General features: G+C 74.0%; 16 protein-coding genes. 12 read left to right on the top strand and 4 right to left on the bottom strand.

The annotated features are described in order from the left end of the window. Positions 1 to 94: 94 nt before the first annotated feature. The 4 genes from ACFT55_RS12320 to ACFT55_RS12305 form a co-directional block, all read right to left on the bottom strand. Positions 95 to 880: an LLM class F420-dependent oxidoreductase gene (locus ACFT55_RS12320; protein ID WP_380244126.1), complete on the bottom strand. Its 786-nt coding sequence runs from the start codon at positions 878 to 880 to the stop codon at positions 95 to 97. A 34-nt stretch (positions 881 to 914) separates the two neighbouring features. Next, positions 915 to 1706, bottom strand: a complete 792-nt coding sequence (locus ACFT55_RS12315) for a methyltransferase domain-containing protein (protein ID WP_380244125.1) — start codon at positions 1704 to 1706, stop codon at positions 915 to 917. 95 nt (positions 1707 to 1801) lie between these two features. Continuing rightward, positions 1802 to 2785, bottom strand: a complete 984-nt coding sequence (locus ACFT55_RS12310) for a quinone oxidoreductase family protein (RefSeq protein ID WP_380244124.1) — start codon at positions 2783 to 2785, stop codon at positions 1802 to 1804. Between the two features lie 48 nt (positions 2786 to 2833). After that, a complete protein-coding gene (locus ACFT55_RS12305; RefSeq protein ID WP_380244123.1) occupies positions 2834 to 3439 on the bottom strand; it encodes a DUF1684 domain-containing protein in 606 nt (201 codons plus the stop codon). Between the two features lie 23 nt (positions 3440 to 3462). Between ACFT55_RS12305 and ACFT55_RS12300 the strand changes: the two genes are divergently transcribed. The 12 genes from ACFT55_RS12300 to tyrS all read left to right on the top strand — a co-directional run bounded on the left by ACFT55_RS12300 (position 3463) and on the right by tyrS (position 15537). Continuing rightward, positions 3463 to 3981 carry a GNAT family N-acetyltransferase gene (locus ACFT55_RS12300; RefSeq protein ID WP_380244122.1) on the top strand — a complete coding sequence of 173 codons (519 nt, stop codon included), beginning with the start codon at positions 3463 to 3465 and terminating at the stop codon, positions 3979 to 3981. Between the two features lie 63 nt (positions 3982 to 4044). Continuing rightward, positions 4045 to 5133 (top strand): N-acetyl-gamma-glutamyl-phosphate reductase, encoded by a 1089-nt coding sequence (argC, locus tag ACFT55_RS12295; protein WP_380244121.1) that lies wholly within the window; start codon positions 4045 to 4047, stop codon positions 5131 to 5133. Next, the gene (gene argJ, locus ACFT55_RS12290) at positions 5130 to 6320 is read left to right on the top strand and encodes a bifunctional glutamate N-acetyltransferase/amino-acid acetyltransferase ArgJ (protein WP_380244120.1); all 1191 of its coding nucleotides are present in this window, start codon (positions 5130 to 5132) and stop codon (positions 6318 to 6320) included. Before argC ends, argJ begins: the two co-directional genes overlap by 4 nt. Further along, the gene (argB, locus tag ACFT55_RS12285; protein ID WP_380244119.1) at positions 6317 to 7273 is read left to right on the top strand and encodes an acetylglutamate kinase; all 957 of its coding nucleotides are present in this window, start codon (positions 6317 to 6319) and stop codon (positions 7271 to 7273) included. The genes argJ and argB overlap by 4 nt, the downstream gene beginning before the upstream one ends. Continuing rightward, positions 7270 to 8607, top strand: a complete 1338-nt coding sequence (locus ACFT55_RS12280; protein ID WP_380244118.1) for an acetylornithine transaminase — start codon at positions 7270 to 7272, stop codon at positions 8605 to 8607. The genes argB and ACFT55_RS12280 overlap by 4 nt, the downstream gene beginning before the upstream one ends. Next, entirely contained in the window at positions 8607 to 9539 is a 933-nt protein-coding gene (argF, locus tag ACFT55_RS12275; protein ID WP_380244117.1) for an ornithine carbamoyltransferase, read from the top strand. The genes ACFT55_RS12280 and argF overlap by 1 nt, the downstream gene beginning before the upstream one ends. Next, complete coding sequence (locus ACFT55_RS12270) at positions 9536 to 10072, top strand: arginine repressor (RefSeq protein ID WP_380244116.1); 537 nt, start codon at positions 9536 to 9538, stop codon at positions 10070 to 10072. The genes argF and ACFT55_RS12270 overlap by 4 nt, the downstream gene beginning before the upstream one ends. Positions 10073 to 10150: 78 nt before the next feature. After that, a complete protein-coding gene (locus ACFT55_RS12265) occupies positions 10151 to 11380 on the top strand; it encodes an argininosuccinate synthase (protein ID WP_380244115.1) in 1230 nt (409 codons plus the stop codon). Between the two features lie 52 nt (positions 11381 to 11432). Further along, positions 11433 to 12851, top strand: coding sequence for an argininosuccinate lyase (gene argH, locus ACFT55_RS12260; RefSeq protein WP_380244127.1), 1419 nt, complete (start codon positions 11433 to 11435; stop codon positions 12849 to 12851). 85 nt (positions 12852 to 12936) lie between these two features. Beyond that, positions 12937 to 13557 (top strand): uridine kinase, encoded by a 621-nt coding sequence (locus ACFT55_RS12255; protein WP_380244114.1) that lies wholly within the window; start codon positions 12937 to 12939, stop codon positions 13555 to 13557. After that, on the top strand, positions 13551 to 14216 hold the full coding sequence (locus ACFT55_RS12250) for a DNA-3-methyladenine glycosylase (RefSeq protein WP_380244113.1): 666 nt from the start codon (positions 13551 to 13553) through the stop codon (positions 14214 to 14216). The genes ACFT55_RS12255 and ACFT55_RS12250 overlap by 7 nt, the downstream gene beginning before the upstream one ends. A 61-nt stretch (positions 14217 to 14277) precedes the next feature. Beyond that, positions 14278 to 15537, top strand: coding sequence for a tyrosine--tRNA ligase (gene tyrS, locus ACFT55_RS12245; RefSeq protein WP_380244112.1), 1260 nt, complete (start codon positions 14278 to 14280; stop codon positions 15535 to 15537). Positions 15538 to 15976 lie beyond the last annotated feature (439 nt).

The following is a 15976-nucleotide window of genomic DNA, read 5'->3' as shown; positions in this document are numbered from 1 at the left end:
GCCGCGCGCCGGCTGCGGGTGCAGCCGGCGGCGGACGACGACCCGCTGACCGAGGTGCTCACCGGTCGCTGACCGTGGCACCCCGGCCGGGGGTTCACCGGCGCTCGTCGCGCCAGCGCACCCACTGCTCGACGAGGGACAGGTCGTAGTCGGGGCCGCTCGACCCGATGGTGAAGAGCGTCGCCCCGGCGTCGAGCAGGTCCTGCCCGACCTCTTCGGGCGGGGCCGACACGCCCACGGAGCGCTCCACGAGGGTCGCGGTGTCGCGCCCGACGGCCGCGCCGTGCTCGTCGAGGATCGCGGACTTGCGGGCCAGGGTGTCGACGTCGCCGAAGGAGTGCCACACGTCGGCGTGCTCCGCCACCAGGCGCAGGGTCTTCTTCTCGCCCCCGCCGCCGATCAGGACCGGGATCTCGCGGGTCGGCGCGGGGTTGCCGGCGGCGAGCCGTGCCTTGATGCGGGGCAGGGCCTCGCCCAGCTCGGCGATGCGCGAGCCCGCGGTGCCGAAGTCGTAGCCGAACTGCTCGTAGTCCTTGGCGAACCAGCCCGCGCCGATGCCGAGGATCAGCCGGCCGCCGCTGATGTGGTCGACGGTGCGGGCCATGTCCGCGAGCAGCTCGGGGTTGCGGTACGAGTTGCAGGTGACGAGCGCGCCGATCTGCACGCGCTCGGTCTGCTCGGCCCACGCGCCGAGCATGGTCCAGCACTCGAAGTGCTTGCCGTCGGCGTCGCCGGACAGAGGGAAGAAGTGGTCCCAGTTGAAGATCACGTCGACCCCGGCGTCCTCCGCGCGCCGGACGGCGTCGCGGATCTGCGGGTAGTCGGCGTGCTGCGGCTGGAGCTGGACCCCGATGCGGATCGGGTGGGTGGTGTCGGTCACGGCCTGAGCCTACGACCGGCGGCCGGGGTCGTCGTCAGGCTGTCCGTGTCGCGACCGCGAACACCCGGCGGAACTCCAAGGGCGTGCCGAACGGACGTCGCGGGTAGGCGCCGCGCAGCTCTGCTCCGAGCTCGGCGTCGAACCGTGCGCGCAGGGACGTGCCGTGCGCGGCGTCGTGGGCGTCCAGGGCGTGCAGCACCGGCTGTGCGCCCGTCGCGGAGATCCAGCGCAGGACGGGGTCCTCGCCGCCGAGCACGTGCGTGTAGGTGGTCTCCCACGCGTCGACGGACCAGCCGGGGGCGGCGAGGATCTCCAGGTACTCGGCGGGGTCGGCGACGGCTCGTCGCTCCACCTGCCCGACGGCGGCGGCGTAGGGGGCGCGCGCCGCGACCTCCCGCAGCAGCCGGTGGCTGGGCGCGTCGTGGTTCCCGGGCACGGAGAACGCGAACGTCTGACGTGCTGTGGCGGCGAGCGCCGGGAGCAGGTCACGGTGCCCCGGCACCCACTGGAGGGTGGCGTTGCTGATGACGAGGTCCGCCTCGGGTGACGGACCTCGGCCGGCGGCGTGGTCGCGCACGTCGCCGAGCTCGTAGCGGCCGTCCGGGTCCGCCGTCCGGGCGCGCTCGATCATCGCGGGGGAGGAGTCGAGCCCGACGAACGAGGCGTCCGGCCATCGTCCGCGCAGCACGGGGGTGAGGTGGCCGGGGCCGCAGCCGAGGTCCACGATGCTCGCCGGTTCGCGCTGCACGCGGGCGAGGAGCTCGCCGTACGGGCGGGAGCGCTCGTCGGTGTAGCGCAGGTAGGCGGTGGGGGACCAGTCGGCCACGGCGAATCCTCTCGACGTCAAGTCTCTTGATGTCGAGATACTAGTGCGAGACGAGGGCGGGCACCAGGCCGGGGTAGGTCGCGCCCGAGATCCTGCTAGGGGACCAGGAGCACCTTGCCCGTCGTGGCTCGCCCTTCGAGGGCGCGGTGGGCCTGCTCGGCGTCGGCGAGGGCGAACGTCGCACCCACGCGGACGTCCAGGTCGCCCGACGCGGCGGCGCCGAGCACCTCGGACGCGCGCCACTCCAGCTCGGCGCGGGTGAGCGTGTAGTGCGCCAGCGTCGGCCGGGTGAGGTACAGGGATCCGCCGCTGTTGAGGCGCTGCGGGTCGAACGGCGGCACCTGGCCGGACGCGCCGCCGAACAGCACCAGGGTGCCGCGGGGCCGCAACGACGCGAGCGAGGCGTCGAACGTCGCTCGGCCCACGCCGTCGTAGACCACGTGCACGCCACGGTCGTCGGTGAGGTCGCGCACGACGGCGGGCAGCTCGGTGGCGATGTCGTCCATGGCCGCGTAGTCCACGGTGTGCGCGGCCCCGGCCGCGGACGACAGGGCGGCCTTCTCGGGCGAGGAGACCGTGGTGATGACACGGCCGCCGCGGGCCGTCGCGAGCTGGGTGGCGAGCAGCCCGACGCCGCCGGCGCCGGCGGTGAGCAGCACGTCGTGACCCGGGCCGACCTCGAAGGTGGACGCGACCAGATAGTGCGCGGTCATGCCCTGGAGCGGGAGGGCCGCGGCCGGCACGAGGTCGAGACCCGTGGGCACGGCCACGGCGTTCGTCGCGGGGACGACGGCGAGCTCGGCATAGGAGCCGGGGGCCTCGTTCCAGGCCACCCGGTCGCCGACCACGAAGTTCTCGACGCCGTCGCCGAGCGCCTCGACGGTGCCCGCCCCCTCGACCCCCACGACGTGCGGGTAGTCCATCGGGTAGACGCCGCCGCGTCGGTAGGTGTCGATGAAGTTGACGCCGGCGGCCGCCACGCGGACGAGGAGCTCGCCGGGGCCGGGCGACGGGTCGGGCTGCTCGACGTACTCCAGGACCTCGGGACCACCCGCCGCGCGGGCCATGACTGCGTGCATGTCTCCGAGCCTACGCACGACCGTCGAGCGTCAGCCCGGCGGCAGGGGTCAGGGCATCCGCTCCCCGGCGCGCACCGGTGCGTCCAGGCGGTTGCCGGCCGGCGCGAGCGGGCAGGTCCATGCAGGGTCGTAGCGGCACGAGGGGTGGTAGGCGAAGTTCAGGTCCACGACGACGCGGCCGTCCGCGCCGCCGAGGTCGGCGCCCTTGACGGTGTCGAGCAGGTAGCGGCCGCCGCCGTACGACCCGGAGCCGGCGGTGCCGTCGCGCAGCGGGACGAACAGCCCGCCGCCGTACTGGGCCAGCCACCAGGCGTCGAGCGTGCCGAGGCCCGGCAGCTCCAGAACGCCGACCCGCTCCATCGTGGTGGTCCCGTCCGCGCCGGTGTCGACGGCGAGGGTGGCCGGCTCGGCCGCCTGCAGCGGCAGCTCGAACCGGAGCGAAGGGTCGTAGGGCCAGCATGGCAGGCCCGTCGAACGCAGCGGGTCGCCCGCAGGGAGCGGGCTCTGCGGGTGGGTGCGGAACAGGGTGTCGCGCCCGGTGCGCCACAGCCCGTGACCGTGGGCCGGGTCCGGCTCGGCGCGCACGGCCGCGTACAGCTGGGCGACCCGGCGTCGCCAGTCCGTGAGCTCGAGAATGGTCTGGGTGGAGGTCACGACCTCGACCCTATGCTTCGCCTGTGACCCGAGACACCTCTGCCACCTTCACCATCCGCCCTGCGACCGACGACGACTGGGCCGCCCTGTGGCCGATCGTCGAGGGCGTCGTCCGCGAGGGCGAGACGTACGTCTACCCGCCGGACCTCACGAGCGCGCAGGGTCGCGAGCTGTGGATGGAGCGGCCGCCGGGCGCGACCGTGGTCGCGCAGGGCGCGGACGGCACGGTGCTGGGCACGGCCAAGATGGGGCCGAACCGCCCCGGCCACGGCGACCACGTGGGCACGGCGTCCTTCATGGTGTCGCCCGCCGCGCGAGGCCTCGGGGTAGGCAGGGCGCTCGGTGAGCACGTGGTCGCCTGGCACCGGGAGCAGGGGTTCCGCGGGATCCAGTTCAACGCGGTCGTGGAGTCGAACGAGGTCGCCGTGCGCCTGTGGCGCTCGCTGGGGTTCGAGGTCGTCGGCACCGTCCCCGGTGCCTTCCGCAGCCCCGCCCACGGCTACGTCGGGCTGCACGTGATGTACCTGCCGCTGGTCGACTGACGACGCGGCCGCAGTGTGGGCGAGCGTCCCTGGCGGCATGCATAGGTATGTATAGTGCTGCATATGGTCAGCACTGAGTCGCGCACGTTCCGTGTCGCCGTCGCCGGTGCCTCCGGGTATGCCGGGGGCGAGTTCCTGCGCCTGGCGGCACGCCACCCCGCGCTGGAGGTCGGCACGCTCACGGCGCACTCGAACGCGGGGGCGCGGCTCGGCGCGCTGCAGCCGCACCTGCGCTCGCTCGCGCACCGCGTGCTGGAGCCGACCACACCCGAGGCGCTCGCCGGCCACGACGTCGTCGTCCTCGGCCTCCCGCACGGGGCGTCCGGCGAGATCGCCGCCCAGCTCCCGGACGACGTGCTCGTCCTCGACCTGGGCGCCGACCACCGCCTCGCCTCGGCCGCCGACTGGGAGCAGTTCTACGGCTCGGCCCACGCGGGCACCTGGCCCTACGGGCTGCCCGAGCTGCTGCACGCCGACGGTCCGGGGACGGTCACCGGCACCCAGCGCGACCGCCTGGCCGGCGCACGACGCGTCGCCGTGCCCGGCTGCAACGTCACGGCCGTCACGCTCGGGCTCCAGCCCGGCGTGGCCGCCGGCCTGGTGAGCCCGGTCGACGTCGTCGCCGTGCTCGCCAACGGGTACTCGGGGGCCGGGAAGTCCCTCAAGCCGCACCTGCTCGCCGCCGAGGGACTCGGCTCCGCCGCCCCGTACGCGGTGGGGGGCACCCACCGCCACATCCCCGAGATCACCCAGAACCTGCGCGTCGCGGGGGCGGACGAGGTGTCGATCAGCTTCACGCCCGTCCTCGTCCCGATGTCCCGGGGCATCCTCGCGACCGTCACGGCCCGGCTCGCGCCCGGCCACGAGGGTGCCACCGCCGCCGACGTGCGCGCGGCCTGGGCCGACGCGTACGCGGACGAGCCCTTCGTCGAGCTGCTGCCCGAGGGACAGTGGCCCACCACCGCCGCCACCCTCGGTGCCAACACCGCGCTCGTGCAGGTCGCCCTCGACGAGGCCGCCGGCCGCGTCGTGACGGTCACCGCCGTCGACAACCTGGTCAAGGGCACCGCCGGCCAGGCGGTCCAGGCCATGAATCTCGCCCTCGGTCTGCCGGAGACGGCAGGCCTCGTCACCGAAGGAGTCGCACCGTGACCATCACCGCACCGGCCGGGTTCCGTGCCGCCGGCGTCGCCGCCGGCCTCAAGTCGACGGGGGCGCGCGACGTCGCGCTCGTCGTCAACGACGGTCCCCGACGCACGGCCGCGGCGGTGCTGACGACCAACCGCGTGCAGGCCGCTCCCGTGGTGTGGACCCGGCAGGCCGTGTCCGACGGCGCCGCGCGCGCCGTCGTCCTGAACGCGGGCGGCGCGAATGCGTGCACCGGGCCCGAGGGGTTCGGCGACACGCACCGCACGGCGGAGCACGTCGCCGCCGTGCTCTCGGCCGGCGCCGCGGACCCCCGGGACGAGGTCGGCGCGGGCGACGTGCTCGTGTGCAGCACCGGCCTCATCGGCGTGCGCCTCGACCTCGACGCCCTGCTCGGCGGCGTCGACGCGGCAGCGGCGGCGCTCGCGGCCGACGGCGGAGACGCCGCGGCCGACGCGATCCGCACCACCGACACCGTGTCCAAGCAGGCCCTCGCAGAACGGGACGGCTGGCGCGTGGGCGGGATGGCGAAGGGCGCCGGCATGCTCGCCCCCGGCCTCGCGACGATGCTCTCCGTGGTCACCACGGACGCCGTCGTCGACGCCGCCACGGCCGACGCCGCCCTGCGCGCCGCCACGGCCGCGACGTTCGACCGCGTCGACTCCGACGGGTGCATGTCGACCAACGACACGGTGATCCTGCTCGCCAGCGGCGCGTCCGGCGTCGAGGTCGGGCTCGAGGACCTGACCCACGCGGTCACCGAGGTCACGGCCTCGCTGGCGCGCCAGCTGGTGGCCGACGCCGAGGGGGCCAGCCACGACGTGGCCGTCACCGTCACTGGCGCCACGACCGAGGAGGCAGCGGTGACGGTCGCCCGCGCCGTGACCCGCTCCAACCTGTTCAAGGCGGCGATCTTCGGCAACGACCCCAACTGGGGGCGCATCGTGGCCGCCGTCGGCACGGTGCCCGAGGACGTCGCACCGTTCGACCCCCTGTCGCTCGACGTGACGGTCAACGGGGTGCAGGTGTGCCGGGCGCAGGGCGTGGGGGAGCCGCGCGAGCTCGTCGACCTCGCGTCGTCCCGGGAGGTCACCGTCGTGGTCGACCTCCACGCCGGCGACGCTTCCGCGACCGTGTGGACCAACGACCTGACGCACGACTACGTCCACGAGAACAGCGCGTACAGCTCATGAGCAGCGACGTGGTGAACGGGCTCGCACCCGAGCAGAAGGCCGAGGTACTCCTCGAGGCGCTGCCGTGGCTCCAGGAGTTCGCGGACGCGCTCGTCGTCGTCAAGTACGGCGGGAACGCCATGGTCGACGACGAGCTCAAGGCCGCGTTCGCCCAGGACATGGTCTTCCTGCGCCAGGTCGGGCTGCGCCCGGTGGTGGTGCACGGCGGGGGACCGCAGATCAACGCGATGCTGGAGCGCCTCGACATCCACAGCGAGTTCCGCGGCGGGCTGCGTGTCACGACCCCGGAGGCCATGGAGGTGGTGCGCATGGTCCTCACGGGCCAGGTGTCGCGCGAGCTCGTGGGCCTCATCAACGCGCACGGACCCCACGCCGTCGGGCTCTCGGGCGAGGACGGCGGCCTGTTCGGCGCGGTGCGCCGGCACGCGGTCGTCGACGGGGAGCCGGTGGACGTGGGCCTCGTCGGCGACGTCGTCGAGGTCCATCCGTCCGCCGTGCAGGACCTGCTCGACGCCGGCCGCATCCCGGTCGTGTCGACGGTCGCGCCCGACGTGGACGACCCCACCCAGGTGCTGAACGTGAACGCCGACACGGCGGCCGCGGCGCTCGCCGTCGCGCTCGGCGCCTCGAAGCTCATCGTCCTCACCGACGTCGAAGGCCTGTACACCTCGTGGCCCGACAAGGACTCGCTCGTCGAGGAGATCGCGGCGCCGGAGCTCGCCGCGCTGCTGCCGAGCCTCACCGCCGGCATGGTGCCCAAGATGGAGGCATGCCTGCGGGCCGTGCAGGGCGGCGTGCCGCGTGCCACCGTCATCGACGGGCGGCAGCCGCACTCCGTGCTCCTGGAGGTCTTCACCACCCGCGGCAACGGGACCATGGTGGTGCCGGGCGCGGCGCCCTCGGCCACCGGCACCGTCGCGGCCGTCCCGAACAGCAAGGAGGCGGGCGCATGAGCGACCCTGCGACCACCGTGGCACCCCTGGAGTCCGTGAGCGGCGGCGCTCTGGCCGAGGCCTCGAACGCCGCGTGGACCGGCCGGTACACCCACGCGGTGATGGACACCTTCGGCCCGCCCCAGCGTGTGCTGGTCCGTGGCGAGGGCGCCTACGTCTGGGACGCCGACGGGCGACGCTACCTCGACCTGCTCGCCGGGATCGCGGTCAACGCCCTCGGCCACGCGCACCCCACCCTCACCGCGGCGGTGAGCGCGCAGCTGGGCACCCTCGGGCACGTGTCGAACTTCTTCGCCACGCCCACGCAGATCTCCCTGGCCGAGCGGCTCCTGCACCTCGCGGAGGCCCCCGCCGGATCGCGCGTGTTCTTCACGAACTCGGGCACCGAGGCGGTCGAGGCCGCGTTCAAGATGGCGCGCCGCAACCGTGGCGAGGACGGCAGCCGCACGCGGGTCCTGGCACTCGAGGGCGGCTTCCACGGCCGCTCGATGGGCGCGCTCGCGCTCACCGCCAAGGCCGCGTACCGCGAGCCGTTCGAGCCGCTGCCCGGCGGGGTCGAGCACCTCCCGTTCGGCGACACGGCCGCCCTCGACGAGGCGTTCTCCCCGGCCGCGGTGGCCGAGCGGGGCGGCGTGGCGGCTCTCGTGGTCGAGCCCCTGCAGGGCGAGGCCGGTGTGCGGCCCCTGCCGCCGGGGTACCTCGCGCACGCGCGCCGGCTCACGAGCGAGGCGGACGCGCTGCTCGTCCTCGACGAGGTGCAGACCGGCGTCGGGCGGACCGGCTCGTGGTTCGCCTACCAGCAGGCCGAGATCGGCGGCGGCGTCGTGCCCGACGTCGTCACGGTGGCCAAGGGGCTCGGCGGCGGCTTCCCGGTGGGCGCGGCGATCGCCTACGGCGAGCGCGCCGCGACGCTGCTCGGCCGTGGCCAGCACGGCACGACGTTCGGCGGCAACCCCGTGGCGGCCGCCGCAGGGCTCGCGACGCTCGGCGTGATCGAGCGCGACGGGCTGCTGGAGAACGTCCGCCGCGTCGGTGACCTGCTGCGCACCGAGATCGAGGCGGCGGGCAACCCGCTCGTCGCCGGCGTGCGCGGCCGCGGCCTCCTGCTCGCCGTCCAGCTCGCTCGCCCGGTCGCCGGCGAGGTCGCGGCGGCGGCGCTCGACGCCGGGTTCGTCGTGAACGCCGTCGCCCCCGACGCGATCCGCCTCGCACCGCCCCTCGTCCTCACCGCCGACCAGGCCCGCGACGCCGCCCGGTTCTTCGCCGCGGTCGACGTCCCCGACACCACACCTTCCGCCACGCCCGGTGGCCTGCCCGTTGAAAGGGAGCACTGATGCCCCGCCACTTCCTGCGCGACGACGACCTCGCACCCGACGAGCAGCGGGAGGTGCTCGAGCTCGGCATGGCGTTCCGGGAGGACCGGTTCGTCCGCGCGCCGCTCGCCGGTCCGCAGGGTGTCGCCGTGCTGTTCGACAAGCCGACCCTGCGCACCCAGGTCTCGTTCTCGACGGGGGTCGCCGAGCTGGGGGGCTTCCCGGTGATCGTCGACGGCCGCCTCGCCCAGGTGGGCGTGCGCGAGTCCGTCGCCGACGTCACCCGCGTCCTGGACCGCCAGGTCTCGGCCATCGTGTGGCGCACGTTCGGCCAGGACCGGATCGAGGAGATGGCGGCCGTCTCGCGGGTGCCCGTGGTCAACGCCCTCACGGACGACTTCCACCCCTGCCAGATCCTCGCGGACCTGCTCACGGTGGCCCAGCACCGCGGGGGCATCGGCGCGCTCGCCGGTCAGCGGCTCGCGTACGTCGGCGACGCGGCCAACAACATGGCGGCCTCCTACCTGCTCGGCGGCGTCACCGCCGGCCTGCACGTCGCCGTCGCAGGGCCGGACGGCTACCTCCCGCCCGAGGACGTCGTGACCCGCGCCGAGGAGATCGCCGCCACGACCGGCGGCTCCGTGACCGTGACGACCGACGTGCGCGCCGCCGTCGCGGGGGCCGACGTCGTGGCCGCCGACACGTGGGTGTCGATGGGCGACGAGGACGAGGCCGCCGACCGGCTCGCCGACCTCGCCGGCTACGCCGTCGACGACGAGCTGATGGCGGCCGCGGCCGAGGACGCGATCTTCCTGCACTGCCTGCCCGCCTACCGCGGCAAGGAGGTCACGGCCTCCGTGCTCGACGGGCCAGCCTCGGTGGTCTGGGACGAGGCCGAGAACCGGCTGCACGCGCAGAAGGCGCTGCTCACCTGGTTGCTGGAGCACCGGTGACCGCCCCCGACGGCGCGCCGGCCACGGCGGGTCCCACGACGAAGGCAGCACGGCACGCGCGGATCGTCGAGATCGTGCGCCGCACGGCGATCCACTCCCAGGCGGAGCTGGCTCGCGAGCTCTCCGACGCCGGGGTGAGCGTCACCCAGGGCACGCTGTCGCGCGACCTCATCGAGCTGCGCGCCGAGAAGGTGCGCAACGCCGCGGGCGCGCTCGTGTACGCCGTGCCGGGCGAGGGCGGCGACCGCAGCGTCCAGGCCGCCGGCATCGGCGAGAGCGAGGTCGAGTACGTGGCGGCACGCCTCGCCCGGCTCTGCAACGACCTGCTCGTGTCCGCGGAGGCGTCGGGCAACCTCGTGGTCCTGCGCACCCCGCCCGGCGCCGCCAACTACCTCGCGTCCGCGATCGACCACTCGGTCTTCCCCGGCGTCCTCGGCTCCATCGCGGGCGACGACACCATCCTCGTGATCGCCCGCGACCCGCTCGGCGGCGACGAGGTCGCGCGCCGCTTCCTGGAGCTCACCCAGCCGTGAGCCCTGACCCGAGGCCTCGTGCCACCGGGCACCCCCTGCCAGACTTGACCCGAACCCCACGCCAGAAAGAGAACTGTGATGACTGATCGCGTCGTGCTCGCCTACTCGGGCGGCCTGGACACCTCCGTCGCCATCGGCTGGATCGCCGAGGCCACCGGGGCCGAGGTCGTCGCCGTGGCCGTCGACGTCGGCCAGGGCGGCGAGGACATGAACGTCGTGCGCAAGCGTGCCCTCGACTGCGGCGCCGTCGAGGCGTACGTCGCGGACGCGCGCGACGAGTTCGCCGCCGAGTACTGCATGCCCGCGCTGCGCGCCAACGGCCTGTACCTGGACCGGTACCCGCTCGTGTCGGCCCTCTCGCGCCCCGTGATCGTCAAGCACCTCGTGCGCGCCGCGCGCCAGTTCGGCGCCTCGACCGTCGCGCACGGCTGCACCGGCAAGGGCAACGACCAGGTCCGCTTCGAGGTCGCCACGACGTCCCTCGCGCCCGACCTCAAGACCATCGCCCCGGTCCGCGACCTGGCGCTCACGCGCGAGAAGGCGATCGAGTACGCCGAGCGGAACGACCTGCCCATCGCGACCACCAAGAAGAACCCGTTCTCGATCGACCAGAACGTGTGGGGCCGCGCCGTGGAGACCGGCTTCCTCGAGGACATCTGGAACGAGCCCACCAAGGACGTCTACTCCTACACCGACGACCCGACGTTCCCGCCGGTCGCCGACGAGGTCGTCATCACCTTCGACCAGGGCGTGCCGGTGGCCCTCGACGGCGTGGCCGTCACCCCGCTGCAGGCGATCCAGGAGATGAACCGCCGGGCCGGCGCCCAGGGCGTGGGCCGCATCGACATCGTCGAGGACCGCCTCGTGGGCATCAAGTCCCGCGAGATCTACGAGGCGCCCGGCGCCATGGCCCTCATCGCCGCGCACCAGGAGCTGGAGAACGTCACGCTCGAGCGCGAGCAGGCCCGCTTCAAGCGGACCGTCGAGCAGCGCTGGGCCGAGCTGGTCTACGACGGCATGTGGTTCTCGCCGCTGAAGAAGAACCTCGACACCTTCGTCGACGAGACCCAGAAGTACGTCTCCGGCGAGATCCGGATGGTGCTGCACGGCGGCCGGGCCACGGTCACGGGCCGCCGCTCGGAGTCGAGCCTGTACGACTTCAACCTCGCCACCTACGACGAGGGCGACTCGTTCGACCAGTCGCACGCCAAGGGCTTCATCGAGATCTACGGCCTCGCCGCCAAGCAGGCCGCCGCCCGCGACGAGAAGTTCGGCAACGGCGTGGACTTCGGCACCGGGGAGTTCTGACGTGGGGTCCGAGGTCACGCCGGGGCAGGGCGGCACGGAGCCGGACGGCACCCTGACGCGCCAGTCCGACAACGTGTCGCTCTGGGGCGGCCGGTTCGCCGGCGGCCCGTCGCCGGAGCTGCAGGCGCTGTCCCAGTCGACACACTTCGACTGGGTGCTCGCGCCGTACGACATCCGGGGGTCCCGCGCGCACGCGCGCGTGCTGCACGCCGCGGGCCTCCTGACCGACGACGAGCTGGCAGGCATGCTCGAGGCCCTGGACGTGCTGCTCGCGGACGTCGAGTCGGGGGCCTTCCTCCCCGTGCTCGGCGACGAGGACGTGCACACCGCGCTCGAGCGCGGCCTCATCGAGCGGGCGGGCGCCGAGCTCGGCGGCAAGCTGCGCGCCGGCCGGTCGCGCAACGACCAGATCGCCACGCTCGTGCGACTCTACCTGCGGGACCAGGCGAAGACGCTCGTCGGGCTGGTGCTCGACGTCGTGGACGCCCTCGTGCAGCAGGCGCGGACGGCCGGAGACGCCGTCATGCCCGGGCGCACGCACCTGCAGCACGCCCAGCCCGTGCTCCTGGCGCACCAGCTCCTCGCGCACGCGTGGCCGCTGCTGCGCGACGTGGACCGCCTCCTCGACTGGGACGTGCGCGCGGCGCGCTCGCCCTACGGCTCGGGGGCGCTCGCGGGCTCCTCGCTGGGGCTGGACCCGGCCGCCGTGGCGGCCGAGCTCGGCTTCGACGGCCCGGTGGAGAACTCCATCGACGGTACGGCCGCGCGCGACGTCGTGGCGGAGTTCGCGTTCGTCGCGGCGATGGTCGGCATCGACCTGTCCCGGCTGAGCGAGGAGATCATCCTCTGGAACACGAAGGAGTTCGGGTTCGTGCGCCTGGACGACTCGTGGTCCACCGGGTCGAGCATCATGCCGCAGAAGAAGAACCCGGACATCGCCGAGCTGGCCCGCGGCAAGGCGGGCCGGCTCGTGGGTGACCTCACCGGCCTGCTCACCACGCTCAAGGGCCTGCCCCTGGCCTACAACCGCGACCTGCAGGAGGACAAGGAGCCCGTCTTCGACCAGGTCGCGACGCTCACCGTGCTGCTGCCCGCCTTCGCGGGGATGGTCCGGACCCTGACGTTCGACACGGTCCGGACCGCCGAGCTCGCGCCCCAGGGTTTCTCCCTGGCTACCGACATCGCGGAGTGGCTGGTGCGCGAGCGTGTCCCGTTCCGGGTCGCCCACGAGGTCGCGGGCGCGTGCGTCCGGGTCTGCGAGGAGCGCGGGATCGAGCTGTGGGACCTGTCGGACGCGGAGCTGGCCGCGATCTCGCGCCACCTCACCCCGGGTGTCCGGGACGTGCTGACCGTCGAGGGTTCGGTCGCCTCGCGCGACGGCGTCGGCGGCACCGCGCCCGCACGCGTCGCGGAGCAGCTCGAGGAGGCCGCGGGCAGGTCCGCGGAGTATCGCTCCTGGGCGGAGGGCTGAGCACCCGCCCGCCGTCGCCGGCCGTGCGTCCCCTCCGGGGCGCGCAGCCGGCGGCGTTCGCGCGCCCCGGTCGGGAGGTGGCGGCGTGACGGTGCCGCAGGACGTGCTCGAGCTGCTCGTCGCCCGGGTGGGCCAGGCTGCGCCGAGGCTGCCGGGAGCCGGTGCTCTCGAGCCGTGGCGGCGCACCCGCCTGGTGTGCGTCGACGGGCCGGCAGGGTCGGGCAAGACGACGCTGGCCACCCAGCTGGCCCTCCGGTTCGCGTGCCAGGTCGTGCACCTGGACGACCTCTACGAGGGCTGGGAGGCGGGGCCGGACGGAGGTGCCCGCCGGTTCGGTGAGTGGGTGCTCGCGCCCTTGGCCGCCGGACGGCCGGGCAGGTACCGCCGGTACGACTGGGCGGCGGGACGGTACGCCGAGCCGCACGACGTCGAGCCGGCGCCCGTCCTGGTGGTCGAGGGCTGCGGGGCCGCCGCGCGTCAGGTCGACCCCTGGTCCGCCCTGCGCGTGTGGGTGCAGGCGGCCGACGACGTGCGGCTGGCGCGCGGGCTGGACCGCGACGGCGACGCCGCGCGCGACCACTGGCTGCGGTGGATGGCGGACGAGCGTGCGCACTACGCGGCCGAGCGGACGAGGGAACGCGCCGACGTGCGGCTCGACGGCCTCGGCCGGGTCACCGGGGCGCCGGCCGGGGCGGGCGCGTGGTGACCGCGGCCGCGGCGACGAGGGTGCCGGACCGCGACTGGTTCGCGCGCGACGTCCACGTCGTCGCGCGCGACCTGCTCGGTGCCCTGCTGACGCGCCGCACGCCGGACGGACGGGTCACCGTCCGGCTCACCGAGGTCGAGGCGTACGCCGGCCCGGGCGACCCGGGGTCGCACGCCTACAGGGGCGAGACGGCGCGCAACCGCACGATGTTCGGCGAGCCCGGGCGGGTGTACGTCTACCGGCACCTGGGCCTGCACCACTGCATGAACGTCGTGTGCAGCCCGCCGGGCGCCGCATCGGCCGTGCTGCTGCGGGCGGGCGAGGTGGTCGAGGGAGTCGCCCTCGCGCGCGAGCGGCGGGCCGCGGCGGGCGTCACGCGGTCGGATCTCGACCTGGCACGCGGCCCCGCGCGGCTGACGGTCGCCCTCGCCGTCACACGAGAGGACGACGGTCAGGACGTCACCGACCCCGATGGTGACCTCGTGCTGCACGTCCCCGTGACGGCGGTCCGGGACGCGCGCGAGGTCGCCACCGGTCCCCGGGTGGGGGTGAGCGGCGAGGGCGGGCGCGCGGACCTGTTCCCCTGGCGGGCGTGGCTGGCCGGTGACCCGACGGTGTCCCCGTACCGCGCGGCCGGACCGCGACGCCGGTCGCGGTAGCGGTCGGGCACACTAGGAGAGCGACCCGTCCGGGTCGCGTCCTGATGAAGAGGAGCACACGGTGACCGACGTTCTCGACGAGCTGCACTGGCGAGGCCTGGTGGCGCAGTCCACCGACGAGGCCGCGCTGCGCACTGCGCTGGCCGAGGGACCCGTCACCTATTACGCGGGCTTCGACCCGACCGCGCAGAGCCTGCACATCGGTCACATGGTCCAGCTGTTGAACATGCGCCGCCTGCAGCTCGCGGGGCACCGCCCCCTCGCGCTGGTCGGCGGGGCCACGGGCCTCATCGGCGACCCGCGCCCGACCACGGAACGCTCGATGCAGTCGCGCGACGTCGTCGCCGGCTGGGTCGACCGCATCCGTGCCCAGATCGAGCCGTTCCTCGACTTCGAGGGCCCGGCGGCGGCGCGCATGGTCAACAACCTCGACTGGACCGCGTCCATGTCGGCGATCGACTTCCTGCGTGACGTCGGCAAGCACTTCCGGGTCGGGACCATGCTGTCGAAGGACATCGTGGCGCGCCGGCTGCGCTCGGACGAGGGCATCAGCTTCACCGAGTTCAGCTACCAGGTGCTGCAGGGCATGGACTTCCGGGAGCTGTACGAGCGCCACGGGTGCACGCTGCAGCTCGGCGGGAACGACCAGTGGGGGAACCTGCTGTCGGGCGTCGAGCTGATCCGCAAGGCGCACGGCACGACGGTGCACGCCCTGACCTCGCCGCTCATCACCAAGGCGGACGGCACGAAGATGGGCAAGTCGGAGGGCGGGGCCGTGTGGCTGGACCCGGAGCTGACGAGCCCGTACGCCTTCTACCAGTTCTGGCTCAACACGGCCGACGCCGACGTCGTGAAGTACCTCAAGGTGTTCACCTTCCGCTCGCGGGAGGAGATCGAGTCGCTGGAGGGGGAGGTGGCCGAGCGGCCGTTCGCCCGCGAGGCGCAGCGGGCCCTGGCCGGCGACCTCACGACCCTGGTGCACGGGCAGGGAGCGACGGACGCCGTCATCTCGGCCAGCCAGGCGCTCTTCGGTCGGGGGGACCTGCAGGCGCTCGACGCCGGCACCCTCGGCGCCGCGGTGTCCGAGCTGCCCCGCACGACGGCGAAGGCCGGCGACCTCGTGGTCGATGCGCTGGTCGGCTCGGGCCTGGTGGCGTCGAAGGCCGCCGCGCGCCGGGCGATCGGGGAGGGCGGCGCGTACGTGAACAACACGAAGGTGGTCTCCGAGGACGCCGCCCTCGCGCCGGAGGACCTGCTGCACGGTCGGTACGCGGTGCTGCGCCGGGGCAAGCGGACCCTAGCGGTGGCCGAGGCGGAGTAGTGGCCGCAGGTTCGTGACCGGGCCCGGGAGGAGCGCATCAGCTCCTCCCGGGCCCTGTGCGTTCCCCCCAGCCACGTCCCAGGCCACGGCCCCCGGGCATCGGCGCAGGTCAGAGCGCGATTTGGCACCCCGCCAAGAGTGTGTGTAATGTTCTGGTCGTTCGCCCGACAGGGAGAACGGACACCGAGGAGACAGCCGAGAGGCTGGGTACCGGTGGCCGGCCCGGGGCGGACAACCCGAATCCTTCTTCACGAGGTCGACGAGTGCGCCTTCGTTCGGGAACGGGACGTTCGAACCATCGCTTTCAGGCTTCGGCCGGGACTTGACGGGGCAGAACGAACCGAGTAAGTTTGAGGGGTTGCCCCGGCGGGGCTGGAACGGAAAAGGTTCTGGTCTTGTGGGTGTGCGTCGGTTGTTTGAGAACTCAACAGTGTGTTTG

The organism is Isoptericola sp. NPDC057191 (assembly GCF_042670225.1).
GTDB lineage: Bacteria > Actinomycetota > Actinomycetes > Actinomycetales > Cellulomonadaceae > Isoptericola.
This window is presented reverse-complemented; position numbering and strand designations above follow the sequence as displayed.